The 24,487-nt window shown below is 58.7% G+C and carries 23 protein-coding genes and 1 pseudogene; 9 read left to right on the top strand and 15 right to left on the bottom strand.

Features of this window, described 5'->3' with window-relative positions:
• Positions 1 to 84 precede the first annotated feature (84 nt).
• Positions 85 to 834 carry a hypothetical protein gene (locus BJA_RS09000; RefSeq protein WP_011084600.1) on the top strand — a complete coding sequence of 250 codons (750 nt, stop codon included), beginning with the start codon at positions 85 to 87 and terminating at the stop codon, positions 832 to 834.
• Positions 835 to 888: 54 nt separating this feature from the next.
• Complete coding sequence (locus BJA_RS08995) at positions 889 to 1,608, top strand: hypothetical protein (protein ID WP_011084599.1); 720 nt, start codon at positions 889 to 891, stop codon at positions 1,606 to 1,608.
• A 546-nt stretch (positions 1,609 to 2,154) separates the two neighbouring features.
• Here BJA_RS08995 and BJA_RS42880 read toward each other — a convergent pair.
• From BJA_RS42880 to BJA_RS08985, 3 genes are all read right to left on the bottom strand, one after another.
• On the bottom strand, positions 2,155 to 2,598 hold the full coding sequence (locus tag BJA_RS42880) for an NEL domain-containing protein (RefSeq protein ID WP_231088699.1): 444 nt from the start codon (positions 2,596 to 2,598) through the stop codon (positions 2,155 to 2,157).
• An 84-nt stretch (positions 2,599 to 2,682) separates the two neighbouring features.
• The gene (locus tag BJA_RS42875) at positions 2,683 to 3,072 is read right to left on the bottom strand and encodes a hypothetical protein (RefSeq protein WP_014497954.1); all 390 of its coding nucleotides are present in this window, start codon (positions 3,070 to 3,072) and stop codon (positions 2,683 to 2,685) included.
• A gap of 1,088 nt (positions 3,073 to 4,160) precedes the next feature.
• Positions 4,161 to 4,457: a hypothetical protein gene (locus BJA_RS08985; RefSeq protein WP_161170740.1), complete on the bottom strand. Its 297-nt coding sequence runs from the start codon at positions 4,455 to 4,457 to the stop codon at positions 4,161 to 4,163.
• A gap of 1,508 nt (positions 4,458 to 5,965) precedes the next feature.
• Here BJA_RS08985 and BJA_RS08980 point away from each other — a divergent pair.
• Positions 5,966 to 6,106: pseudogene (locus BJA_RS08980) on the top strand (transposase); the annotation flags it as partial.
• Between the two features lie 117 nt (positions 6,107 to 6,223).
• On the opposite strand, the gene BJA_RS08975 reads toward BJA_RS08980, so the two are convergent.
• From BJA_RS08975 to BJA_RS08965, 3 genes are all read right to left on the bottom strand, one after another.
• Positions 6,224 to 7,828 (bottom strand): IS66-like element ISBj7 family transposase, encoded by a 1,605-nt coding sequence (locus BJA_RS08975; RefSeq protein WP_011084592.1) that lies wholly within the window; start codon positions 7,826 to 7,828, stop codon positions 6,224 to 6,226.
• Between the two features lie 72 nt (positions 7,829 to 7,900).
• Positions 7,901 to 8,254, bottom strand: coding sequence for an IS66 family insertion sequence element accessory protein TnpB (gene tnpB / locus BJA_RS08970; RefSeq protein ID WP_011084591.1), 354 nt, complete (start codon positions 8,252 to 8,254; stop codon positions 7,901 to 7,903).
• Positions 8,251 to 8,559, bottom strand: coding sequence for a transposase (locus BJA_RS08965; RefSeq protein WP_158516560.1), 309 nt, complete (start codon positions 8,557 to 8,559; stop codon positions 8,251 to 8,253). The genes tnpB and BJA_RS08965 overlap by 4 nt, the downstream gene beginning before the upstream one ends.
• A gap of 838 nt (positions 8,560 to 9,397) precedes the next feature.
• Here BJA_RS08965 and modC point away from each other — a divergent pair.
• The 4 genes from modC (at position 9,398) to BJA_RS08945 (ending at position 13,970) form a co-directional block, all read left to right on the top strand.
• Positions 9,398 to 10,507: a molybdenum ABC transporter ATP-binding protein gene (gene modC / locus BJA_RS08960; protein ID WP_014497956.1), complete on the top strand. Its 1,110-nt coding sequence runs from the start codon at positions 9,398 to 9,400 to the stop codon at positions 10,505 to 10,507.
• A gap of 56 nt (positions 10,508 to 10,563) precedes the next feature.
• The gene (locus BJA_RS08955) at positions 10,564 to 11,832 is read left to right on the top strand and encodes an IS256 family transposase (protein WP_038968105.1); all 1,269 of its coding nucleotides are present in this window, start codon (positions 10,564 to 10,566) and stop codon (positions 11,830 to 11,832) included.
• Positions 11,833 to 12,860: 1,028 nt separating this feature from the next.
• A complete protein-coding gene (locus BJA_RS08950) occupies positions 12,861 to 13,415 on the top strand; it encodes a peroxiredoxin (RefSeq protein WP_011084586.1) in 555 nt (184 codons plus the stop codon).
• Between the two features lie 6 nt (positions 13,416 to 13,421).
• Entirely contained in the window at positions 13,422 to 13,970 is a 549-nt protein-coding gene (locus tag BJA_RS08945; RefSeq protein WP_011084585.1) for a carboxymuconolactone decarboxylase family protein, read from the top strand.
• 211 nt (positions 13,971 to 14,181) lie between these two features.
• On the opposite strand, the gene BJA_RS08940 is transcribed toward BJA_RS08945, so the two are convergent.
• From BJA_RS08940 to BJA_RS08910, 7 genes are all read right to left on the bottom strand, one after another.
• Positions 14,182 to 14,478, bottom strand: a complete 297-nt coding sequence (locus BJA_RS08940) for a ferredoxin family protein (RefSeq protein WP_011084584.1) — start codon at positions 14,476 to 14,478, stop codon at positions 14,182 to 14,184.
• 38 nt (positions 14,479 to 14,516) lie between these two features.
• Positions 14,517 to 15,824, bottom strand: coding sequence for an FAD-dependent monooxygenase (locus BJA_RS08935; RefSeq protein ID WP_011084583.1), 1,308 nt, complete (start codon positions 15,822 to 15,824; stop codon positions 14,517 to 14,519).
• An 11-nt stretch (positions 15,825 to 15,835) separates the two neighbouring features.
• Positions 15,836 to 16,945: an electron transfer flavoprotein subunit alpha/FixB family protein gene (locus BJA_RS08930; protein WP_011084582.1), complete on the bottom strand. Its 1,110-nt coding sequence runs from the start codon at positions 16,943 to 16,945 to the stop codon at positions 15,836 to 15,838.
• Positions 16,946 to 17,895: 950 nt separating this feature from the next.
• Positions 17,896 to 18,237 carry a nitrogenase stabilizing/protective protein NifW gene (gene nifW / locus BJA_RS08925; RefSeq protein WP_011084580.1) on the bottom strand — a complete coding sequence of 114 codons (342 nt, stop codon included), beginning with the start codon at positions 18,235 to 18,237 and terminating at the stop codon, positions 17,896 to 17,898.
• Positions 18,238 to 18,891: 654 nt separating this feature from the next.
• Complete coding sequence (locus BJA_RS08920) at positions 18,892 to 19,710, bottom strand: nitrogen fixation protein NifQ (protein WP_011084579.1); 819 nt, start codon at positions 19,708 to 19,710, stop codon at positions 18,892 to 18,894.
• A 104-nt stretch (positions 19,711 to 19,814) separates the two neighbouring features.
• Complete coding sequence (nifH, locus tag BJA_RS08915) at positions 19,815 to 20,699, bottom strand: nitrogenase iron protein (RefSeq protein ID WP_011084578.1); 885 nt, start codon at positions 20,697 to 20,699, stop codon at positions 19,815 to 19,817.
• Positions 20,700 to 20,880: 181 nt separating this feature from the next.
• Positions 20,881 to 21,192 (bottom strand): hypothetical protein, encoded by a 312-nt coding sequence (locus BJA_RS08910; protein WP_161170736.1) that lies wholly within the window; start codon positions 21,190 to 21,192, stop codon positions 20,881 to 20,883.
• Between the two features lie 74 nt (positions 21,193 to 21,266).
• Between BJA_RS08910 and BJA_RS08905 the strand changes: the two genes are divergently transcribed.
• Both BJA_RS08905 and BJA_RS08900 read left to right on the top strand, forming a co-directional pair.
• Positions 21,267 to 21,692, top strand: a complete 426-nt coding sequence (locus BJA_RS08905) for an ArsC/Spx/MgsR family protein (RefSeq protein WP_011084576.1) — start codon at positions 21,267 to 21,269, stop codon at positions 21,690 to 21,692.
• 209 nt (positions 21,693 to 21,901) lie between these two features.
• The gene (locus BJA_RS08900; protein WP_063921396.1) at positions 21,902 to 22,645 is read left to right on the top strand and encodes an OmpW/AlkL family protein; all 744 of its coding nucleotides are present in this window, start codon (positions 21,902 to 21,904) and stop codon (positions 22,643 to 22,645) included.
• A 405-nt stretch (positions 22,646 to 23,050) separates the two neighbouring features.
• Here the strand turns inward: BJA_RS08900 and BJA_RS08895 are convergent, their stop codons facing one another.
• Both BJA_RS08895 and BJA_RS08890 read right to left on the bottom strand, forming a co-directional pair.
• Positions 23,051 to 23,398 (bottom strand): (2Fe-2S) ferredoxin domain-containing protein, encoded by a 348-nt coding sequence (locus BJA_RS08895; protein ID WP_011084574.1) that lies wholly within the window; start codon positions 23,396 to 23,398, stop codon positions 23,051 to 23,053.
• 719 nt (positions 23,399 to 24,117) lie between these two features.
• Positions 24,118 to 24,462, bottom strand: coding sequence for a hypothetical protein (locus BJA_RS08890; RefSeq protein ID WP_011084572.1), 345 nt, complete (start codon positions 24,460 to 24,462; stop codon positions 24,118 to 24,120).
• Positions 24,463 to 24,487: the final 25 nt, after the last annotated feature.

The raw sequence follows: 24,487 nt of genomic DNA, 5'->3' as shown, positions 1-24,487 counted from the left end.
TTCCGCCATGTTCGCACCCAAAGCAGTGACGCGCCGATAGCGCACTTTGCGCGCGGCAATAGCAAGAGCTCAGGAGATGTTTCTATGGTGAAGCCAGTGGTAATTGTAGTCGGTGCGGACAAGGGAGGAGTCGGCAAGACGACCGTATCACGAACGCTACTGGACTACTTTAGCGTCAATAACGTGCAAATACGCGCGTTCGACACGGAGTCGCCCCGGGGAACGCTGAAGCGCTTTTACCCCGGGATCACTGAGATCGTCGACATGACTGCGACGGCGGACCAGATGAAGATCTTCGATACCTTGAACTCAGGGCTGTCCGTCACTGTCATCGATGCTCGCGCAGGCCTACTGTCCTCTGCGCTGGCTTCCTTGCGCAACATCGGCTTTCTGGACTCGGCACGGTCTGGCCAGATCACATTTGCCGTGTTCCACATCCTGGGATCATCTATCGCGTCGCTAGACGAGATCGAGGAAACCGCGACTTTCATGACCGGTGCAAAGTACTACCTGGTCAAGAACTTCATCAACGACACTCAATTCTTCCAGTGGGATCAAGCCACTTATAATTCCTATTTTCATCGCATCAAACATGCGACTGAGTTGACCATCCCGAAGCTTAACGAGATGGCGTATGAGCAGGTGGAAGTCGCGTCCGTCCCGTTCATAGACTTCGTCGCGAACAAGGGACGCAATGATGAACCCGCGAACAACTCCTTCGTGCTGCGCGGCTATGTCCGGCACTGGCTGGCAAATGTCTGGAGCGAATTTGATCGCATCAACTTGACGGAATTGGCCGGGGCCAAGTCCGCCACCCGGGCCGGCGAGAAGTAGCCGTATATCCGGCAAGCTCGAGCCCACGCACAGAACGAAATTGATCTGCTGGCTATGTTAGCGACCCCCATCTACATCATCTGCTCACCTAGCCCGCAGGTCGGTAAAACCCTCATCGCTCGGGCCATGAGCGAGTTCTTGCTGCTGAAAGACGGTACAACGCTGTCGTTTGACGTCAACTTGAAAGAGCCATCATTGCTCGACTACCTGCCCAACATCACGGAGACCGCGGATGTGATCGACACATACGGCAAGATGCAGCTGATGGACCCTCTCATCGTTCACGATCGTGTACCCAAAGTAATCGATCTCGGCTTTCACGCCTTCGACGAATTCTTCAAGATGTGCGAGGAGATTGGCTTCGTCAAGGAGACGGCGCGGTGCTGTGTCACCCCTGTCGTACTCTTCGTCGCGGGCGCAGATCGCATCTCCTTTCGTGGTTACGAGATGCTGCGGCGGCGAATTCCCCCGGCCTCGCTGGTCATCATCCACAATGAATTCGCACTGCGCGGCGGATTACCTGAAGCGATGGACGGCGATCGGGTGATTCGAATTTCCGCACTACCGCTGTTCCTTAAGAGATATATAGATCGGCTTGGCTTTTCCTTCACTGGGTATCTGCGCAACGAGAAGGACTGGTCCACCGAGCTGCATCAATGGATCCGGCGGAATTACGGCATGTTTCGCGATCTGGATTCGAGTGTGACGCTGCGAAGGTGGGATCGGCCGCGGGGGACGGACATCGGTAGCCTACGTTGCACGAGGGCGACTTGAAGAGATCGGTCTGATCCCCCATCTATTTGTCTGGCCTATGAGAGGCCGTTGAGCGCTGAGTTCAACGGCGCTCGCAACGTGAACGCATTGCGTTTTGCTAATCTTCTCTTGGATGTCCATCCTATACCATGATCGTCCGCACGGACGCACGGGCGCAATTAACAGAGCTCATTCGGCAATGGCTCATGCAGACAGTCCGTCATGCAGGCAGTCCGTCCCGGAAGGCGTCGATTAAATTTTGACTTTTGTGACCGGCGAGGCGGATCGACGGACCCTCCTTCGGAGGTGCGCTCATAGCTGAAGGCCGAGCTTCCCGAGGACCTGATGCAGGAGCGCGCTTTTGATCGCGCGGGCAATCTCGTTTCGTATCTGGCGCCGAGGACCGGCTCGGCATCGGCATCGCCCGTCAGACCATGCTCAGCCAGTCGCTCATCCAAGCGGGTTTCAAATTGTACACCCATCACGCCGACGAGCCGCTCCTGCATTTCAGCATAATCTTGGGGTACCATACGCCTCACCACGCTTTCCATGGTTGCCATCGCGTCGCTAAATAGTCCCGAAATTCCGCCGCTTCCCGTCCCGCGCCGACGCCTCGGCCCTGGCCACATCGGCCTCGGTCACTTGAGACACATTCATGAAGCGCATGTCGGGAGCGTTGTGCCGCAGCTCCAGGGCGTCCCGCAGCTGGGCTTGGTAGGCAAGATAAACCTCGATCTCGTCGACATCCGCGTCGGGATCGGCACGGCGAAGTGAGTTGACCCTCTCGCGCGCGATCCCGTCAAGCGCTTCCAAGCGAAACAAGACGCGGTCGTTCTGGAGCAGTTCGCCGAGGCGCCCGTCATAGAGTCCGTCCTCGACATCAGCGTTCAGGCGTGCGGTCTGCATGCCGTTCCAGACCAAAGTAACGCGATCTTCGCAGCTCCCGTTCGCTCCCGAAGCCAACTCGAAATACTGCTCGCGTAAACGGGGCCTGACGGCTGCCTGCCGCAGATCTTCGGCGACCGCCAGGCGGAACGCCTAGTGATGGTAGTTCACGGTCTCTGCAGGCAGGCGCGTCAGCCCATTGCTGATGGCCTAGAGCCGCTGGAGGCCGGTCGAAAGTGTCTCGGGCAGGCTGTCGAGCTGATTGTGATCCACATTCAGGCGGCGCACCTCGGCCAAAATGGGCGCAGGCAAGGCGGTAAGGGACCGAGACGACAGATCTAGCGGCTGATTGAGATCACCCGTCCCCCGCCAAGCCGACGTTCGGCTTACCGCTTGTTGCCGATCCCCATGTTGCCCCTGCCCGTCTTCGGCAGCCCAGTTGGCCAGCACCTCCTCCGGCGAGGCAACCGCTCCGGCAGCGGACGTGTGCACGCCGGCCAAGGTCTCTCCCCACAGCGGTGCGGCCGGAGAGCCTGGTTCGGAGCTTTCCAAATCGGAAGTTGCGGAAGGAATACGAGTGACGAGCTGTTCTGTGTTCATCGATATCGTTTCTTCGGTAGCAAAATGAAGCGAATGCGCCGGGGCGGCGCATCTTAGAACCGCCAATCCTCCACTATGGCTGACGCGCCACCGGCCCACAAGGAGTGAGGTGCGATCCCACAAGCGTGCCGACAGGCACGAATGGCCCGGATACGCTTCTGCAACTAGCACCCACTGCAGACAGTGTAGCGAATCCAGACGGCGTTTCGCTCGCGGATCAATTGATATTGCAGTCCACCGGTCTCGCCTGCGAGCTCTGCGCCCATTGAGCCAAGCCTGCAAGGGAGTAGCGGCGCTCATGATACGAGCGCCACCTGTCGATAACCTGACGCAGTCCGGAGCGACGAAATGACGGATGGCGTTTGTAATTCCGTAACCTTGGGCTCAGCTCTCCGCAGACGAATCACTTTGTGCTGGACCGGCTGGTGGCGGGTGCCGGTCCGCCGGCAGCAGCGCGTTTAGGCCGGCAACTTTGCTGTGACGTGAGGCGAGGCGGCCATACTTCTCCCCGGGGTCAAACGCTTGGGCGATAGCTGAGCTCAAAAGCTTGCAGCCTATCGCGCTAACGCGCTTGGCTACGAGACGCAGCGCGCCCCGATGTCAACACCGCGGGCTCGCTAATTCTCTTCGACGCGGAGTTCCCAGCCATTTTAACATTGGTCACGTGAACCGGCAAACGGCGATCGGGCGGCTCTTCACGGTATCCTTCCGACTGGATAATCGGACAGGTGCATCTGTCACTGGTACGACAGATTTTCTGTGTCGAGCTCAGTGTAGCCTAGCTGCGCCGCGACCAAATAACTCGAGCAGCTAGTGCGCCTTGTTGATCTCGCGTTAAACACGCTTAACCCTATGAGCGCTGGAATTGTGCAGGACACACGTTCGCGGCGCATTGAAACCGCGAGGATCTGCCGCGATTTCTCGCCAAACGCGCGGCGTAGGATAATATTGACTTATAAGCGTCGCATACATCGGACTTCTCGCCTCCTCCGGACACGAGCGGGCGATACGCCGTTGTCGGCTCAACTATCCGGCAGGAATGCGGAGCCAGGGAACGACCGCTCGACGAGCATCGCCATGTTTTACACTTAAGGATCAACATCCGTGATGACTTCGATTGATGATACGCTAAGTGAGATCAGATGGCTGCGAAACGGAATCTGGCGCTGCCGCCGGCTACTTAACACCGACCTGCCTGGCACCGAACGCAAGGCCCTTGAGAAGCGTCTGCATGAACAGCTCTCTGCCTTTGAACGGCTCTCGTCGACGGCGTTTCCTTTCGCCTTGAGCTCTAAAGTGTATTCGGTCAGGAGCACCACAATCGGGCGAAGCGACTCCCCTGAAGCGCCCATAGAGAACGCCGCAATGGTATCAAGCGGTTGCATGGGGAAATCGATCAGCGGCTAACAAAAGAGGTTTCCTAGCCCAATCTGTTACAGCTCAGTCTAGCCGAAGGTAATCCTGAGAAATCTAAGGCAACCGCGATGAAACAAACGCGCTGATATTCCGGCAATCATTGGCTGTCGCAGCCGACTTAGCCACTTCCGCAAAAATACGTAGTCGCGGGCCACAATGCCATAAATTGATGACAGTACGGTCCACTGCCTCCACAGCTGACGCTGATTGCCCTTGGGACCAGCCACAGAGAGACGAAAGCAACTTCACAAAACCTCGAAGCCGCGAATGGCTACAGCGCTGAACAAAGCGCAACTGCTGCAGCACGAAACTCGAAATTCAAGGCCGCACCACGCCTGGGCAACTGTATCGCTAATCGAGCCAATCCAATCACGGATCGGTCCCACCCAGCCGACTGCGCCTCGGCAGGCTGATGCTCCAGCCCGGTCGACCTTCAGCCACCAAGCTGGCCAACCCCGCCGCCCGTCAGTCTGAATACTTCACTATCGTTCGAGTTCGCAACTGCCGCGTCTCTCGATGAGGGCCTACCGGGCGCTTGTTGAGCGATTGTCTCGGTGCATCGTTTTCGTTTGCCGCGGTTGGCATCATGCGCCGGCATTCGCGGTGCAAGTTTTTGAAATTGTCCCTAAGACAAAACATGGCCACGTCAACATCGCTACGGCCTGTAAAGCGGTCACAGAAGCGGATCACGTCTGATTTGCACGACGCCAAGACTTCCTCGGCTCGCCGATCTCGCGCGCGAGCGTGTCCTGTGCACCATGTCGCAGCGATCGCGATCGCAGCGAGGACGGCTGCAAAGCGATGCGCATTGCAAGTCCAGCCCATTCGTCGCTCTTGATTGACCAAACCCCTCATAAGACGCCTGTGCTTCTCTGTTTTTCTTTGCCCCGAGAGGTGATCTGTTTACCGGATTGGAATGCCTCGGCAGCCATGAGTCTCGCTTCTCGCGGGCCGGCTGCAATGATTGCCGCGCTCCGAATCATTATCCCGCCACTCGCAACACGCATTGCGAAGACCGCGACAAACAGAGATCGGCCGTTTAGCACTTATGTGCCCATGTTGGCTCCCAATATGGTTTTCTGCTTCGCCATGCCTACAACCTGACGTTACGGTCGATTCAAGCACTTTGAGCGCGCGGGCACCGCATATCATCTCGGTCAGCGCTTTCGCCAAGCGACCGTCTACAGGCCTTCTCCGCCGAGTAGATCGGATGGCGCGTCAGTCGGATGGCATGGAGTTGTGCATCATTGACGAGCTCTACGGCCGCATATTCGCCAAAGCACGATCTCGAACGCGAGAGGCTTGGCATGATCCTTGGGTGCCGCCTCACGGCCCTGCATGTGCGGTTGGAGACGCGAGCGTCAAAGTCCTACAATAGGATGCGGCGATTTAAGGTAAGCGGCGTGTCTCCCGCACCTTGTTGCTGTTGAGCAGACCGGCAATATGCGTTCCGTCTTGAAGAGGACGGTTTGCATATATGATCGAGCGTGTTGTCGACGCATCGGAGCTACGGGTTCGGCGGCGCTGGGGTGGCGAGGTCAAGGGACGGATCGTCGCGGAATCCTTTGTTCCCGGCGCGGTCGTCTCGGACGTCGCGCGGCGCCACGGTCTATCGCCGCAGCATTTGTCGACCTGGCGCAAGGCGGTGCGCGACGGGTTGTTGACGTTGTCGGAACACACGGAGCCGGTGGCGACGAGGCCGGCTGGAGCGGTCGCGATCCAGGAAGCGAGTTCATCAAGCGGCGAGGCTTTTAGCTTGCTCGGCGCTCCACGCCCAGGGCATGAGTTCGTCCAGACGCGAGGCCGGCCAGAGGTTGACGAGTCTGGTGAGGACGTCGGTCAGATAGGCCTGCGGCTCCACGCCGCAGAGCTTGCAGGTCTCAATCAGCGAAGCGATGCAGGCCCAGTTCTCCGCGCCCTCATCATGCCCCGCGAACAGTGCGTTCTTGCGGTTGAGGATAAGAGGACGGATGCTTCGCTCGACAATATTTGTGTCGAGCTCGATGCGGCCGTCGTCAAGGAAGCGCATCAGGCCAACCCAGTGGTTCAAGGCGTAACGGATGTGCTCGGCGATTGTCGCTTTGCCCGAGACGCGGGTGAGTTGCTGCTCGAACCAGGCCTTGAGCGCCAGCACCAGCGGCTTGCTGCGCTCCTGGCGGATGGCACGACGCTCATCGGCGCTGCGGCCCCTGATCGTCTTCTCGATCGCATAGAGAGCGGCAATACGCTCGAGCGCTTCGCTCGCGATCGGGGCAGGACCGTCCTGGACAACGTCGAAGAAGCGCCGCCGCAGATGAGCCCAGCAGAAGGCGAGCGTGATCGCCGCGTCAGGCGCGGTGTCGGCAATGGTCTTGTAGACGGTGTAGCCGTCGCATTGCACGATGCCGCGATAACCGTCGAGCAGCTTGAGCGCGTGGACGGCGCCGCGACCAGGCGCATAAGTGTAGGCCACTGCCGGCGGATCGGCCCCGCCCCACGGCCGATCGTCGCGCGCGATCGCCCAGAAGAAGCCTTTCTTGGTGCGGCCGCGGCCGGGATCGAGCACAGGCGCTGTGGTCTCGTCCACCGCGATCTTGTTCGCGGTCAAAATGATCTCGCGCAGCCTGAGCCAGAGCGGACGAAGCTCTGCGCCTGCATAGCCCACCCAGAACGCCAAAACCGAGCGCTTGATGTCGATACCCTGCGCCAGCAGCATCTGAGCCTGCCGATACAGCGGCAGGTGCCAGGCAAATTTGGCGACCAGAACATGGGCGACCATCGCCTCGGTCGGCAAGCCGCCCTTGATCAGCCGCTCTGGTGCCGGCGCCTGAACCACGCCATCCGTGCAGGCCCGACAGGCATATTTGGGACGATGGGTGACGATCACGCGGAACTGCGCCGGGACGACGTCGAGCCGCCGTGAGGTCTCCTCACCGATCACATGCAGAGGCGTGCGGCAGCACGGACAGTTGGTATCCTCCGGGGCAATCGTGACGTCGATATGCGGCAGATGGGCCGGAAGCGCACCACGGCTGGCGCGGCGCCGTTCAGCACGCTGGCGTGCGCCTGCCGTGTCCTTCCTGTCCTGGACCGCTTCATCGCCGGCAATGGCCTGCTCGATGTCCTCGATCGCCAGTTGCAACTGCTCAGGGTCGAGCTTCTCCGAGCGGCGACCGAACTGCGCGCGTTGCAGCTGGCGCAAGAGATGCTGAAGGCGATCCATTTGCGACAGCGCCTGATCGCGTTCGATGATCGCCGCGTCGCACTTTGCGATCGCCGCGTCGCGCTCCGCGCGTGCCGCCGCAACCAGCGCCTGCAGCGCCTCGATATCGGTCGGAAGTTGATCCGTGGTCTCGCTCACGCCCGGTACTCAAGCTGATTCGCGGGCCCTTGTGGAAGACTGCAGCCGACATGATTCAATTGGTCACAGGGTTCACGACGTTGCGCTCGGCTGACCAATGTCGCGGGCATGCAGGCGCGACCAATCCAGGCCGTCCATCAGCGCGGCGAGCTGTGAGGCAGACAAACGCATCACGCCATCGCTGATCGGCGGCCAGCGGAACGCGCTATGCTCCAGCCGCTTCCACAGCAGCACGAGCCCGGACCCGTCCCAGGCAAAAATCTTCAAACGGTCCGCTCGCTTTGAACGGAAGACGAAAATCGTTCCCGCGAACGGATCATGGTGGAGTTGCTCGCGCACCAGCGCGGCGAGACCATCGGCACCTTTACGAAAGTCGACCGGCCGCGTCGCGACCATGATCTTCACGCCCGCCGAAGCCGCGATCATGTCGTCGCCCTCACGGCCCGCAGCACATCGCGCAGCCAGGTCGGATCGACCCCCGCCGCTGCGCGAACTACCGCATCGCCAATCTCGATGCTGATCGTTATCCCGTTCCGCGTTGCCGCTTCCACGCACATCCCAGCGGGGCGAAGCTCCGACACCACCGGAACGAAGAGCGGTGCATCCTCCGCCGGCAAGCTCAGCAGACCGGCACGCGCGGCCTTGCGCCAAGCAAACAGGTGTTGCGGTGAGAGGTCGTGCCGGCGCGCCACCTCGGACACAACTGTGCCCGGCGCATATGACTCCGCCACGATCCGCCCCTTGACCACGGCGCTCCACCGCCGCCGACGCCCCGCTCCGACCTGGATATCCACCCGGCCCCGTGGCTCTGAAGCGTCAACTATATGGTCAACCATATATGCGAACCTTACTGTATATGACGGCTCGCATGTTGCCGATCAGCTCACGCCAAACAAGGTGTGGGAGACACACCGCTTACGATTTAAGACGCGGAGTGGAGACAGATAAAACGCCTCCCTTGCCGCTAACCGCCCAGTTATCACTTCGAACGGCACGCGGATTGCTGGGTAAGTATCAGCTAGTTGCCGGGAAGGAAGCGGCTCAGGCGGAGCCGGAGTTCCAATGAGACTTATTCGATTCATGTTAATCGACCTGGCGCTGATGCTGGTCGCACCTGAGAGTGCAGAGGCTACGATCAGCTACTGGGCAGACTTCAAATCGGCTCGCGAAGCTGTGGGATCATTGATGCCGATTTCCGGCCGCGGGCCAGTATTCAGCTTTGGCGTGAGCCGGCATCTTTGCCCCCCAACCTCTCAAGCCGCGCCATTCAACATTCACCAGAAGGCCTCGGCCCGGCCAAGCAGACCAAAGACCTCGCGTTGCTGGAAAGGCGGCGCTTAACTCTTAAGGTAAGCGCGCCGGCCACCGTACCGATTGCCACGATCCACCGGCGTGGAGCTGCTCAACAAGGCTCCGGACTTGAAACCGCTCTGCACGCCTCCCTCCCACTTTATACCCTCTTGCGAGCAGCAGCGCCGTGCTGGAGCGGAATAGACTGGATGGCCAGCAGCATAACGATCACCTCCAGTGCAGCCGCTAGGCTCCTCACTTAGATGGAAGATACAGCACATGGGCGGGTTCACCAAAGAAGCCAAGAAGGGCTATATTGAGGTTGCCTTCAACGGCTCGCTCGCGAGCATTCTGCTTGATACGCAGTTCAGCGTACCGGCCAAAGGCGTCACAGCGATTTTTGGTCCGCCTGGGTGCGGCAAAACTACACTCGCGCGCTGCATCGCTGGCGTGCAGCGTCTGCCGAATGGCTTCTGTGCGATTGATGGGGAGATTTGGCAAGATGAGACGACGTTTCGACCGCCTCATCTGCGTCGCGTCGCATATGTATTTCAGCTACCGATCCTCTCTTCTCATTTGTCGGTACGACGCACCCTTTTATACAACGCGTCAAACTCGGAACCGACACTGATCGATTTTGATGGTGTGGTCGAATTGCTCGGCTTGGCGCCACTGCTCGAGCGTACGCCATCACATCTTTCCAAGACCGAGCGGCAGCGACTTGCCCTTGGCAGTGCGCTGCTAGGCCAGCCTCGGCTACTCCTGCTGGACGATCCACTCATTGTGCGCGACCGCTCCGCCAAATGCGAGATCCTGCCATTTCTCGAACGCATCCTGCAATCGCTTGCGTTGCCGATGATCTACATCAGCCATGACATCACCGATATCGAACGTCTCGCCGATCATCTCGTCATGATGAAAGATGGCACCGTGACTGCGGCCGGTCCGCTCAATGTCACCCAGAGCGACCCGGCGCTCGCCAGCCGCAGTGAAGCGGCAATCTGTCTGGATACTATGGTCGGCGGTTATGACGGGCGCTACGGGCTGGTCAAGCTCCGCCTCAAATCCGCGCGCTTTCTGATACCAGCAGTACCGCTAAGGCCGGGCGCAAGGCTGCGGCTGCGCATCGCTGCCGGCGACGTCAGCATTGCGTGCGAACCTCCGCGCGCAAGCTCTATCCTCAATGTATTTCGAGCACGCATAACGGCCTCTCTGCCGCACGGCGATGCTGAGGTCACCTTGGTTCTGACCCTTGAAACTGGCCACTCTGGCGTGCCGCTTTTGGCGCGCATCACGCGCCGCTCCTTTGATGCCCTACGGCTCAGTATTGGAGCGGAAGTATTCGCGGAAGAGCTATGCGGGAAACTGGGTGATGACGGAATGAGATAGGCGGCGTATCGAGGCGGGTGTCGAGCCTGCCAGAACCTCAAGGAGAGCGATACGCCATGAACGAGCATAGCAACATTGTCCCACTGCGTCAGCCCGATGAGATCGACGATCCACTGACGAATATTTTGCGATCTGGTGCTCGGCAGCTGCTTGCGCAGGCTGTCGAGATGGAAGCCGAGGCGTTTCTCGCCGCGATGAAGGGCTTGAAGCGTCCCGATGGCCGCGACCGCCTCGTGCGGCACGGCCATGGTCCAGTGCGGACGATCCAGACGGGGATCGGCGCCGTCGAAGTCGCCCGGGTAAAGATTCGCGATCGCGCGGTGACCAGCGATGGCGAGCGGATCCGCTTCACCTCGGCGATCCTGCCGTTGTGGGCACGGCGCACGAAGAGCTTGGATGCACTTTTGCCGGTTCTGTACCTGCGAGGCATCTCGACGGGCGACTTCCAGGAGGCGCTGGCGGCGCTCTTGGGCAAGGATGCGCCGAATCTTTCTCCGGGGGTGGTTTCCAGACTGACGACGGAGTGGCAGCTCGAGTACGAGCGTTGGCAGAAGCGCGATCTGTCGGCGCGCCGGTACGTATACGTGTGGGCGGACGGCGTCTTCCTGCAGGCTCGCATGGAAGACCACAGCGAATGCATGCTGGTGCTGATCGGCGCGACGCCGGAAGGCAAGAAGGAACTCATCGGCTTCCAGGTCGGCGTGCGCGAGAGCACGCAGAGCTGGCACGAACTGCTCGTCGAGGCGAAAACCCGTGGGCTGAAGATCGCCCCGGAAATCGCCGTCGGTGACGGCGCGCTCGGCTTCTGGAAGGCGCTCGACGAGGTCTTTCCCGCCACGCGACATCAGCGGTGCTGGGTGCACAAAACCGCGAATATCTTGAACAAAGTCGCAGTGTCGGTACAGGCCAGCATGAAGAAGGATCTGCGCGAGGTCTATTTGGCGTCCAACCGAGCTTCGGCCGAAGTGGCGATCGATGTCTTTGCCGAGAAATACGGAGCGAAGTACGACAAGGCGGTCGAGTGCCTGACGAAAGATCGCGACGCAATGCTTGCGTTCTACGAATTCCCCGCCGAGCATTGGGACCACTTGCGGACGACGAATCCCATCGAAAGCGTGTTCGCGACGGTCCGGCACAGAACGGTGCGCACGAAAGGTTCGTTATCGTCAACGACTGCCAAGTTGATGGTGTTCAAGCTGCTCTGCGCCGCATCAAAGACCTGGCGGCGGCTGAAAGGCACAAATCAGTTGCCGAAGGTCAGCGCAGGTGTCAGATTCGAAAACGGCATCGAGGTCATCCAAGTGCCGGAAAACCACGCCGCCTGATCGCCTCGTCACCCAAAATCCCGCATAGCTCTTCGCGGAAGTCGCGCGCGCCGTTCCGCTCGGGCTGCCGAGCGGTGGCTTGCAAGGCCTGCCACATCCCCATGAGCACCTTGGACGGCTATGTCTGGACGCGAGAAACACACCAGCAAGATCGCGGCCATCATCGATAGTCTAGATGAGATAGATTCGAATAGCGCTCCGGGCAGTTCTTTACCTGCCAAAGACGATCTTGAGGCTACCTGCCGATTCCGCTTTGGATGTCGCGCAGCGAGGAAGGCATCACCTTACAGGTGCAGCGGCACTCGAGGGGGGCACACACATTATGCTCGCAAGCGAACGTTGCGAGGGGAGAACAGATCTCGATTTCCCAACCGTTCGGCAGCAGAACAATCCGGTCTTGACAAAAACGGTTGCCGAGGCTGCGCCCGCCGTCTCCCGGGCGCTTCGCAGCAGGACCCCATCTCCTTGCGATCAGCAAATTCGCCAAACAACGGGAATGAGCTGACCGGACCTGCGCGCCGAATCGTTACGATAGCCAGGCGTACCGGACTTAACAGACGTTCCGAAAAACATGCCTTGCGGCCGGCGCCGTTCAACCCCAGCTGCGGCTATTGGTCGGAACGATACCGGGCGGCGCACGCCCATCGAAACCCTTCGCCATTTGCGGAAGCCGCCTTAGCTCCCGCGTCCGCTGCTGCGCCGCCTCGATGCCTTGCGAACGCGCCGATTGTGGACCTTGAACGGCACGACGTCGCAGTTACCAGCGGCGAGCGCCAAACTGCCATAGCCCGGCCAGGCCGGCTGTGCAGTGCCTACCGGTCGGGGACGAGATTGCTTCGGTTTAGGTCTGGCTGCCGTCTTCCCGCCAACCGCGTAGCCAGCGCCCGTGTACTTTCGTGCTCAAAGGCGCCTGTATCCAAGCCGCTGGGCTGGTCTTGTTGCGCCAATTCTAGGTCTAAGAATGCGTGGCATATGGTTTGCTCCACCAGTGAGGTCACGATCTACAAAAGCAAGTTTGTGAGGACACCATGCTCGGAATTGGAAGTCAGTTGCCGCCATTCGACATCACAGGCGTGAAGCCCGGTTTTCAAGCGCAGGAAGAGGAAGGGCAGAGTGCGTTTGAGACGCTGACCGAAATGAGCTTTCCGGAGAAATGGAAGATCATCTTCTTTTACCCAAAGGACTTTACCTTCGTCTGCCCGACAGAGATCGCAGAATTTGCTCGGCTTTCCAAGGAATTCGCTGACCGAGATGCGGTTGTACTGGGTGGCTCGACTGACAACGAGTTCTGCAAGCTTGCTTGGCGGCGCTCACATGTCGACCTGCACAATCTACCAATCTGGCAATTTGCCGACACAAAGGGAACGCTCGTCGATGGCCTCGGGGTGCGTTCACCCGAAGGGGTTGCCTATCGTTATACCTTCATTGTTGACCCCCAAAACACGATTCAGCACGTCTATGCGACCAATCTGAGTGTGGGCCGCAGTCCTAAGGACACACTCCGCGTTCTAGACGCGCTGCAAACCGACGAGCTCTGTCCCTGCAACCGCGAAATCGGCGGGGAAACACTGAAGGTTGCGTGACGCAGCATGTCGCCGATCGAACAAATCTACGACAAGATTCCCGATTTCGCGAAGGATGTCAGGATTAACTTGACCTCCTTGATGGCCGATGAGACGCTTTCGCCGCGGCGAAAATACGGGGTGCTGGTAGCGAGTGCAGTTGCCACCCGCAATTCAGCCCTGATTGCCGCGGTGGAATCGGCAGCCTCGGGCGTGATGACATCTGTGGCGATCGCCGCAGCGAAAGCTGCGGCCTCCGTAGTGGTAATGAACAATGTCTACTACCGCTTCGTTCACCTCGCTTCCAACCCAGAATACAAGACGATGCCGCCGCGGCTGCGCATGGACGTGATTGGCAATCCCGGCGTGGACAAGTCCGATTTCGAGCTGTGGTCGCTTGCTGTCTCCTCCATAAACGGCTGCGGTATCTGCATTGATGCCCATGAGAGGACATTGAGAGCCGCGGGCGTCAATTCGGAGACGATCCAGACCGCCGTGCGCTTTGCTGCGATCACACAGTCAGTGGCGATCGCACTCGAGGCCGCTGGGCCTGCCTCCCCTCAGGCAGGAGACTGATCTTTTCTCTGCCATCAGATCGACGGCATCGTGGCGCTACTCAGTGGCGCCACAACGAGCCTTTTGCTGCTTATCTGCATGTCACGTCTTGCGTCGCGTTGCGATGACGGGTGTCTTCTCAAACAACCCGGCGCTATGCAGGTGACAGTGAGCGCGCCACAGATACAGTGAGATTGCGTCGGCTAACGCCGCACCACCCTTCGCTCTGTCATCACCCAAACTTGAACAGAACACCATATCCGCCGCGCGGGTGGCTCCATTCGATGTCGCCGGTCGGCTCGGCGATCACGCGGCAGGTACCGCATTCAATGCAGCCATCAACTGTAACTTCGACCTGGCCGTTGTCGTTGAGCTCGTAGCATCGCGCCGGGCAGGCCTTCAAAAGTGTGAGGAGCTGCGGCGATGGCGTCTTGTGCGCACGTACCCTGACGTGAGGGTGCCCGGCGTCGACAAGATAACGGTTGTAGTACAGCTTGTCTTCGACGCGCACGGAGGGTTCGACATTCATGCTTTTGCCTTCCACTGTTGGACTTCACACTGTCGCGATCACCGCCAGGCCCTGGCAAAACGGTAAGCATCGCCGACCAGACCTGACCATGACCGCGTCTTGACAAAGGATTTGAGGCTCGCCTTCTCCTTCTCAACCTTGGGCGTACCATCGACGCGCACAAAGTTCTGCATCGCCTTGGAGATAAGCTGCGGATAAGTGAGAAAGAAATTTTCGGAGTGGGTATGCATGAGGGGTGGCAAATCCTTGTACTTCTTGAGATCTTTGATGACGAAAGAATCGTCCAACATCTTTTTGTAGATTGAGAGATTTGTTGCACTCATCGGTTCGCCGCGCGATTTGACCAGACCTATCGCTTCGGCCGCGATACGGCCCGATGTCATCGCGAGATTGGAGCCCTCACGATGAACGGCATTGTTGAGTTGGGCGGCATCGCCCACGACGACCCAGCCCTCCCCATAAAGCTGTGGGATCGATTTGTAACCGCCTTCGGGAATGAGATGCGCCGAATATTCCTTTACTTCGGACCCTGCTATCAGTGGCGCCACAGAGGGATGCCTTTTGAATTCATCGAGCAGGCCATACGGCGTTTGGCCCGTGCGTTGGAAGTCGGCGACGAGACAACCGATGCCAAGCGAAATGCACTCTTTGTTGGCGTAGATGAAACCCATCCCGGTCATGCCGCGGGAAATGGTACCGGCAGCCTCTATCACGACGCCTTCATCCCCCTTAAGATTGAAGCGTGCTTCGATGGTTTCACGGGGCAAGAAGTGCATTTCCTTCACCGCGAGCGCAACGTTATCGGGTGCCGGACGGGCGCGCAGGCCCGCACGCGTGCCGAGCAAGCCATTGACCCCTTCGGCCAGAACGACGACGTCAGCATGTATCTCGCCGTCACGGCGATCTGTACGAACACCGACGACCCTGTTACGATCGTCCTGCGCGAGCTCTGTGACGGTGGTCTCGCAAAGCACGATCGCGCCAGCTTCCCGCACCTTTGAAGAAAACCATTTGTCAAACTGGGCGCGTATAATCGTATAGCGGTTCGGCCTCTGCTCGTTGAAGTCCTCCGAACGGTAGTGCATGCCGACATGCGAGCGATCGTCCATCATCCAGAACCGCTGTTCGATCAGGTGGCGTTCGAGTGGCGCCTCCTCTCGAAACTCGGGGATCAGCTTTTCCATCATGTCGGCATAGAGGATGGCCCCCTGCACATTTTTCGATCCGGGATATTCGCCCCGCTCGAGCTGCAGCACCTTCATGCCCTGTTTGGCCATCGTCAATGCCGCCGCGTTGCCGGCCATACCGGCTCCGACCACGATCGCATCGAATCTCTCTTCAATCATCAATATCTCCTCTAGACCGCGATCCTGGCGCGCGAATCTGGCAGAAGCCGCGCGCGAAATGCAGCCGTCAGGGCTGGCAACAATTGCATAGCATCACTGACGATCGCGAGATGGGCGAAGTCGAAGATCGGAGCGTTTTTGTCCGTGTTAACGGCGACGATCAGATCCGCGCCCTCGACGCCGACCCGGTGCTGGATCGCACCGGAAATGCCCGCGGCAATATAGAGCTTCGGCCGGATGGTTTTGCCTGTCTGACCGATTTGCCGGTCAGACGTAACCCAGCCCTTTTGCACGAGAGGACGCGAGCAGCCATATTCAGCCCCAAGCAGAGCTGCGAGCTCGCGTACCAACCGGAAGTTCTCAGGCGATCCCAGTCCAAGGCCGCCCGCAACCACAACATCGGCATAGGCCAGAGTGGAAGTTTCTGCATCGCGGTCGGGTAGGAAGGACAATACTTTCGTGACTATATCGTCTTCTACAAGGCCGAGCGGATGAACGACGATACGAGCGGCATCGCGCATAACGCGTGCAGGCATCGGCATCACTCGCGGGCGGACCGTGGCCATCTGCGGGCGGTAATTCAAGGTATAGATTGTGCAGAGCAACGAGCCGCCAAAAGTTGGCCGCGTCGCCGCAAGTGAACCGTCGGCGTCCACGTCCAGCGTGGTGCAGTCGGCAGTAAGCCCCGTCGATAGATTCGTCGCCACGGAACCTGCGAGATCGCGACCAAGCGTCGTGGCACCCAACAGTAATATCTCGGGCTTGTAGGTGTTGACGAGTTCGGTGAGCGCTTTCGTATAAGATTCGTTGCGGTAATCCGACAACACATTGTCGCTCACGAGATAGGCCAGATCGGCGCCGTAGCAAAAGGCTTCAAGTGCGGCGTTGCGTGTGTGCTGCCCCTCCGGACCGACAACGACAGCGGCAAGATTCACCTTTAGCCTGTCGGCAAGACCACGCCCCGTACCCATGAGCTCCCAGGAAACGGGATGCACTTGGCCCCGCTCCAGCTCGACGAAGACCCAGACGTGCTTGTACGACTTGAAGTGCTCCGGCAGTTCTTTTTTGGCTGCTCCGCGGCCGGCCCCTGCTGGCATCGCCGTTTTGCTGACCTTGCTCATAGTCTAAATTCCTCTGGAGATAGGCGCGCCCGCGCCACGGGTTGCTTTTTCGCTTTCGTTAACCGAAGTTCACTTTTGGCCGGCAAGTGGCTGGCTGCTCTGCCCGCCTGCGCGCTCGGACCAGTCGCACCACAATACGCGTCGTCGCAATTGGCGCACCCATTCGGCCGGCTTTGGAGGGATCTTGCAAACTGAATCCTTGGGTGCCGGGCTCGACGAGCGCCACCGTGGCCGGCCAGGACGAGGTGATCCTGACCGGCCACTTCCATGCCTTAGTTGACTAGTCCGTTCGCGGCGCCTCGCCGGTACCATCGATGGAGGTCCTGGCAAGGCTTCTGTCACGCGACCGTGCCGAGCCTCCAGCGCTGGCACTCCGTGTGGGAGGAGGGCACCACTTTTCGTAACGCAGTTTCTATCTGCGATGAGATGCAGACACATTTGAGCGGGATCGGGGGCCGATTTGATGCGGACGCTACTGTGCATAGCCGCCGCAAGAGCCGCGCGAAGGGGACACCTATTATTGACTACCATCTCACCGTCACTACGAAACTGCGACCGCGTCAAAGACCGTTGCGAACAGACCTGACGGCATCGTAGGCCTCGATATGATGCCGCAGGGGGGCTCGGCAGGCACTGTAAGCAGCATCATGGGTCCTCCTTCAAACTCACCGTGGGCGCCACCATCTGTCGGCATCGATGATCAGATCAGCAGGACAACAGCAAGTGTCGTACCAGTTGCAAAGACGATTGAAGTCAGTGGGACGTATTGGCTTGCGCCACACATCAAACAGCTGCTGATACCTGGTCACGAATAATCCGGACATGGGTCGGGAATACGACAGCCGTTGGCCGGGCCATGACTAAGAGACTTGCCGCGATAAATAGAAAGCCGCATTAACGGAGCGCCTCGGCGTCCGCCGGACAGACTTCGCTTACAGTGGAACGCTAGGTCACTTCAACTCGCTCAAAGGAACGAAGGCCGCAGCCTTCTTGGAGTCTGAGACGGCATCCTTCAAAACCTTGAACACTCGCTCGTCGATCGGTGACGATGCCACGAAATCTCCATATGCCCGTTCCAGCATCGCCTTGCATCGAGTTCTGATTTCCGGCTCTGCGGCACCAGCAAATTTCTCCTGTGCGAGGTATTGTCCCATGCGCTTCAAAATGTGAAGGCGCGCGACATTCACGATCTTAGGGTCGTACTCGACGCCAAGCAGCGAAAAAAACTCCTCTGCCGATGAGGCCTTGCCGAGTCGATCTAGAATACCGGTTGCTGGGGATGAGCTGATCATCGAATATTCTCCTTCGGTTTAGCTCTGGTGAGCGCCCACATTGAGCGGATCCGAAACAGTAACGACAACGCGCCCGCGGGTTTTGCGGTTGCGCTCAATCTGATGAGAACTCGGTGACGGCGCGGAAAGACTTCTCATGACTGACACCTGAAGTTCGCGGGCCCGGTATATCCTAACACTTGGTTGACCTTTTCCATCGTTAGCTCCTGATGACTACACAGCCCGAAGACGGCATGGATATTGTGGCAAGGGACCACATATTTCATCGACACCCTTGCGTCGACCCTCGCGTCGGCGCCTCTTTCCCGGGTCCGTGCGGCACTCCATCATGGTAAGCGGAAGATCTGCTTCGATAATTGCGCGGACGCGATGTTTTTGTTGACCGCGCCCGCCGTTACCGCCGCAGTCTTTGTGATCCTAACGGCCGACCTAGTGCAAGAAGTCACGCTTCTCTTTATGACCTTGTTCAGCAAATGCATCGTGGCAAATGCGACAGCGCTATGAGGCCGAACGCGTTGCCCTTTGGTGCGACAGGTCCGTTGCGGCGCACCAACACGGGTGAACTGTAGCCTAGCACTCGATCTTGCCGCCTTAACCACACGGCCGTCCGCTCGCATCCAAGTTGGTGATCCGCGCCCTCCTCCGACCTGCGGCCTACAAATGCGGTGAAGCCTTTTCGGATAACGATGCGACTGCGGTCTCTCCTGGCGTTTCAGATGCCCGGCCGCTGGACACAGCCGGCCATGCTGCGGCCTGCAACAGCAAATCGCGCCGACGCTCGGCCATCCGGCTCTCACCGCTTTCTTCACCGAAACAGATGTTGAATTCGTTACATTGATTGCACACGGGTGTCGTGCACATCGCAAGGCCTTCGTCCTCGCAAAGCATGCGGTAGAAGAAGCGCTTCCAACGCATATTGTTGACATTGCTCGCGGCGAGCGGCGCGAAATGCCGGCTCATCACGAGCGAGAGTTCGCCACGATCACGCAAGCCGAGAGCTTCCCAAAGATGGTCCGGCTCCATGGCGCGGCGCGCGATCATCGCAGCCAGCCACCGGCCGATATCCCCTTCCGTCGAGCGATGCTTGAGCAACAGATCGCGAAGCATTGCGATCTCCTCATCCTCTTCCCGCTTGAAGGGCGCGGCCTGCTCCGGGGCCCTGATCCCGGTTGGGAGAAAGTGCTGCTCCAGTAAGACCGCCAATTCAACGCCGGACAGGCCAACTTTCTCAGACAGACAGCCACCATCCATCGTGGCAGCCGCCAGGATAGACGCCAGGGCATGGCGATCGAGATTGCTGTCGATGGCGATATCGGCATTTGCAGGATGTTCACCGGTGAGCAGCCGGTAGGTTGAAATTCCCTTGTGCAACTGGCTATTGGCGTCAGCAGCACAGGCAGTCGTGAACGGAAGGACGTGCGGCTCGGACATAACTCTGCGGTTTTTCACAATGCGTGGTTCGTCACGGCGCACTCTGGTTTTCGCGGCCGATCGTCAGTATGCCGGCCCCCCCGGGAAGGGGGGTGAGGGAGACCGGCATCTGTCGCTCGCCTTCGCAAGGCGGCGACTCGCGGCCTTTACGAGGCTGCGAGTTCGGCGGCGGTTTTGCCGATGATTGATTCATCCACGGCCTTTATAATGCCATGCTCCATCAGCATGTCCTCGAGCTCATCCATTGAGATCGGGGTCGGGATGATGCCCTTGCCGCCATTATTGTGAACCTTGGCCGCTAGTTTCCGATAGTGATCAGCCTGCTTGGAATCGGGTGCATATTCAAGCACCGTCATGCGACGCAGCTCTGCATGCTGCACCACATTGTCACGCGGCACGAAGTAGATCAGTTGAGTGCCAAGCTTCTTGGCCAACGCTTCCGCCAGTTCCAATTCCTTGTCGGTCTGCCGCTCGTTGCAGATCAGGCCGCCCAACCGCACCCCACCTGAGTTCGCGTATTTCAGGATCCCCTTGGAAATATTGTTTGCGGCATACATTGCCATCATTTCACCAGACATCACGATGTAGATCTCCTGCGCCTTGTTTTCGCGGATTGGCATCGCAAAGCCACCGCAAACAACGTCGCCAAGCACATCGTAAGAAACATAGTCAATGTTCTCGTAGGCTCCGTTCTCTTCAAGAAAATTGATCGAGGTGATGACACCGCGGCCGGCGCAGCCGACACCTGGCTCAGGGCCACCGGACTCAACGCAGCGAATGTCCTGGTAGCCAACCTTCATTACGTCCTCGAGCTCTAGATCCTCCACGCTGCCGGCGCTCGCGGCAAGACTCAAAATCGTGTCTTGAGCCTTGGCGTGCAGAATAAGGCGAGTCGAGTCCGCTTTCGGATCGCACCCTACAATCAGGATCTTCTGACCCATCTCTGCCAGCGCCGCTAGCGTGTTCTGCGAAGTGGTGGACTTGCCGATTCCGCCCTTCCCGTAGAAGGCGATTTGTCTTAGTGAAGCCATGCTGCTCTCCATCAACCGATTTGCCAAACGTTGCGCGCTTCTTTTGCGAGCTTTGCTTCCCTCGCAGAAACGGGGGCACACGGGTTCAAGGGAAGGAGCGCATCGCTCGCCTTACACGTCGGCGTGCACTCAGCCCTCACTCAGTGTTGCTGCCGCTTATCAGCAACAGCCGTGCCAAGGTCTAACCCGGCACCTTAAGCTTCTGATTACGTTTCCAAAAGCAACCAGCCGGCGCGCGATCGTAGGCTGTTTTGGATCTGACAAGATCTGCCCGGCTGTCAGACAACGAACAAACAATCGCAAACATGAACGCCAACAGCCAAATAGGCTGACTTAGCCGATGCCGCCATTGTGGAACAGAACTTGCTGCCGCTCGCGCAAGCTCAGCCATGTGAGGAGTAAAGATGCCGGACGGAGTCAAAATGAGACGGGCCAGCGGCTTTGCAAATTCGCTGAGGGCGCACCATGCGCTGATATTGACGTTGACTGTCAAGAACTTCGAATGGCTCCCGGGAAGCAGCAGCCCTGTGCTATTCGCCCAGCATAGCACGCCTACATAGGTACGCCGTGGCTACAATCATCTTTTATCAGAAGCCCGGCTGCGCCACGAACGCGCGTCAGATTCAAGCGCTAAAGTCCGCCGGTCATGACGTGGTCGTCCAGGACATCTTGAAGGAGCCATGGCATGCGGACGAATTGCGCAGCTTCTTTCGCAATATGCCCGTCGGCTCCTGGTTCAACCGAGCCGCGCCTCGTGTCAAGTCGGGCGAAGTCAATCTCGATTCTATCGACGCGGCGAGCGCACTCGCATTGATGGTGAGTGATCCACTCCTGATACGACGACCGTTGATCGACTTAGACGGAATACGATGTGCCGGGCTCGATCGCGAGCCCGCGCTGTCGCTGCTTGGCCACCAGACGCAGGAGCATCTCCAGGGATGCCTGCACCAAGCAACTCGCACGCGCTGCCCGAAGATGGGATCAAGCGAATGAGCCTGTTCCGGACGATCACACCAGAAGAATGACGTTCTCGACTTGCGGCTTGCTTGGCGCGAGTATTTCCTTTAGCAAAACGTGTTTCGCAGCTGTGATCCTGATGCAACTGAGCGGCACGATCGCTCCCATATTTGATTGGTATCAAATCTTTCGCCGTTCCTTATGTGTGACAGAGACCTTGCGCGGCTTCTCGCGCGACTTTTGGAATGGAGAATTCGATGAGAGCAAGAACAGTCCTGGCAACTGTATCGGTCTTCGCGCTAGCGACCTCGTTGGCCAGCAACTCGGTACATGGTGCTGATCTGGGTCCGGCGCCGGTCTACTATAAAGCTCCCCCTATTGAACCCCGCAACCCGTGGATGATCCGCCTGCGCGTGCTTGGCGTTTTGCCGGATACCGCAGGCAGTTCCGTCAACGTTCCAGGGACGCCGTTGCTGTCATCACCCAACTCTGGGCTTTCGATCAGCGATCAAGCTATACCAGAGCTCGACATCACCTATTTCTTCACAGCTAACTTAGCCGCCGAACTCATTCTCGGCGTGACCAGCCATCACGTCAGCGGCAATGGCGCGCTCACAGGGCTCGATATCGGCAAAGCCTGGCTCTTGCCTCCTACACTGACCCTGCAATATCACTTCACCGATTTTGGGCCGCTTAAGCCCTATGTCGGCGCGGGCATCAACTACACTGTATTCTTCAACCAATCGGCAGCCAATACTTCGCTCGCCGGGCTTTCCGTCACGGATCTAAACATCAAAAACCAATTCGGCGCGGCAGTCCAATTCGGTTTCGATTACATGCTCGATCGCCACTGGGGCCTCAACTTTGACGTTAAAAAGCTGTGGCTGCGGCCGGAGTACTCGGCCACCTTAAACAATGCGATTGCCGTTACGGGCCGCGCCCATATTGATCCATGGCTCGTCAGCGGCGGCGTCGCTTACAAGTTCTGACGTTAGAGCAGAGCCAGAGTGGAGAGGCCGTTTGATAAACTCGGATCCCAGCAGGATCATCGAGCTCGCCTCCTACTCTCGCCGGACTGACACGGAAAGCCGGCTGACGCGCCATCGACGCGTCAGCTCGCAAGAGAGGGAACCGCTGGCGTTGCTCGCGCTGCAAGTTACGAATCGCGCAGCACGTGAGTAACATTACACAAACGTCGACTCAGAATATGATCACACGTCTGTTTCGCCACGCTTAAGACCGAAGCCATTTTCCCATTTGCCTGATAAGAAGGCGATACGCCGCTGACAGCCTAATCTTGGCCGCGAAGTGCCCGGTTAATCTCAGACGATCCGCCCCCCAACGTCGAGCCGACCATGCTAGCTAACCCGGCAAGCGGCCGCCAAGCGACGCCTCTAGCTTCGCTTGAGCACTATCACAAGCCGGTCGACACGTTGGCCGTGCTTGAGGTGGGATATGACGATCTCGTCGACATCCTCAGGCGTGGTCGCGCGATACCAGACTCCGTCGGGATAGACAACCAGCAAAGGACCAGAGTTACAAAAGCCAAGGCAGCCCGCAGTCGCGAAGCCAATATCGTCGAGGCCTTGCGCTTCGATCGCCTTGCCCATTCGATCCCACAGAGCTTGCGCGCCGGAGGCGCCACAACTGCCGTGGGGATGGTTTGGCGGACGCTGCGTGTTGCACGCAAAGACATGGTGCCTATAGAGTTGAGGGAGATGAAATTCTTTTTCTGAGTTCACGCGCCTATCCTCTGATAGTGAATTTCAGCTGTCGGGATGAGATGTGAGCGCATAGCCGCCCGCAATGTCCAACGATGACCGTCCATTGGCGCATGGACACCTGCTGACACCAACTCCCGCTTGCGAAGGCAGTCGGAATGGTCGGGCGCCTTACTCGCTGTCGTCGCTGAGATGAGCGATAGGCACCTTCACGTCCGAAGGTCGCCTGCTGATCAATGACAACCTCTTCTCCCGGCATCGAGACCTCTCATTCATGCAACAATCCCCCCGATCAACTTTCTCGAAGAGCAAGTTGCACACCAAATGCGTCATAGCGCGCCTCACAATTGAGGGAAGTTGCGGCAATGCCGACGTTCTCGCCGCTATCAGCGATTGAATGCCCATGGCCTCGCTCAGAACAATAATGTCGGCCGGAGAGACGGCGTCGCCCTCGATCTGTTCACTCATCAAATCGCGGTTACCGGTTCGCTCAACCCGGCCCCGTCGTTTCCTGCTTTAAGGTATCGACAGCAGTTCGGCTCAACCGGAATACCCCGCGGCCACGAGCGAGCGGCTGATAAGCCGAGCTGGCACGGGTGTTGAGGACATCGAACCACCCGTTCGGAGTGAGCTTCCCTGGACGCTGGCCGATTTGTATCACCCGCCCATTCGGGGCGAAGCGGACGTGGATGATGATTTGTTACAAGCTCATACCGATTCCTTATTTTGGCCGCTTACGATCACGAGCTGACACCCGACAAGCTCGACTGTAATGTGGTCGATTTCGAATATCTTAGCGGGACTCCTTCACGTGATTGCAGATGCGCGTCGTAGCACTGCTCGACCATGCGACACCACTCCAAGACATCATCGGTAGGCTTGCACAGCACTGCGCCGTATTCGGCCGGCTCATTGCTCACGGCCCAACATTCCTTTGGCCAATGCGATCCCGGTCGCCCGCGTTGAGTGTCGAACTCACGCATCACGCCCCGCCCGCGGCGCAGCTGGACAAAGGGACCCATGCCGTCGCTATCGGCAGCAAGCAGCCGTTCGATCTCGATCAATTCCTCGGTCGTGATCGCCATCGTCGTTCTTCTATCCTCGGGGACG

This window comes from Bradyrhizobium diazoefficiens USDA 110, from assembly GCF_000011365.1.
GTDB classification, from domain to species: domain Bacteria; phylum Pseudomonadota; class Alphaproteobacteria; order Rhizobiales; family Xanthobacteraceae; genus Bradyrhizobium; species Bradyrhizobium diazoefficiens.
Note: the sequence above shows the minus strand (reverse complement) of the source record. Positions and strands in the feature narration are given on the sequence as shown.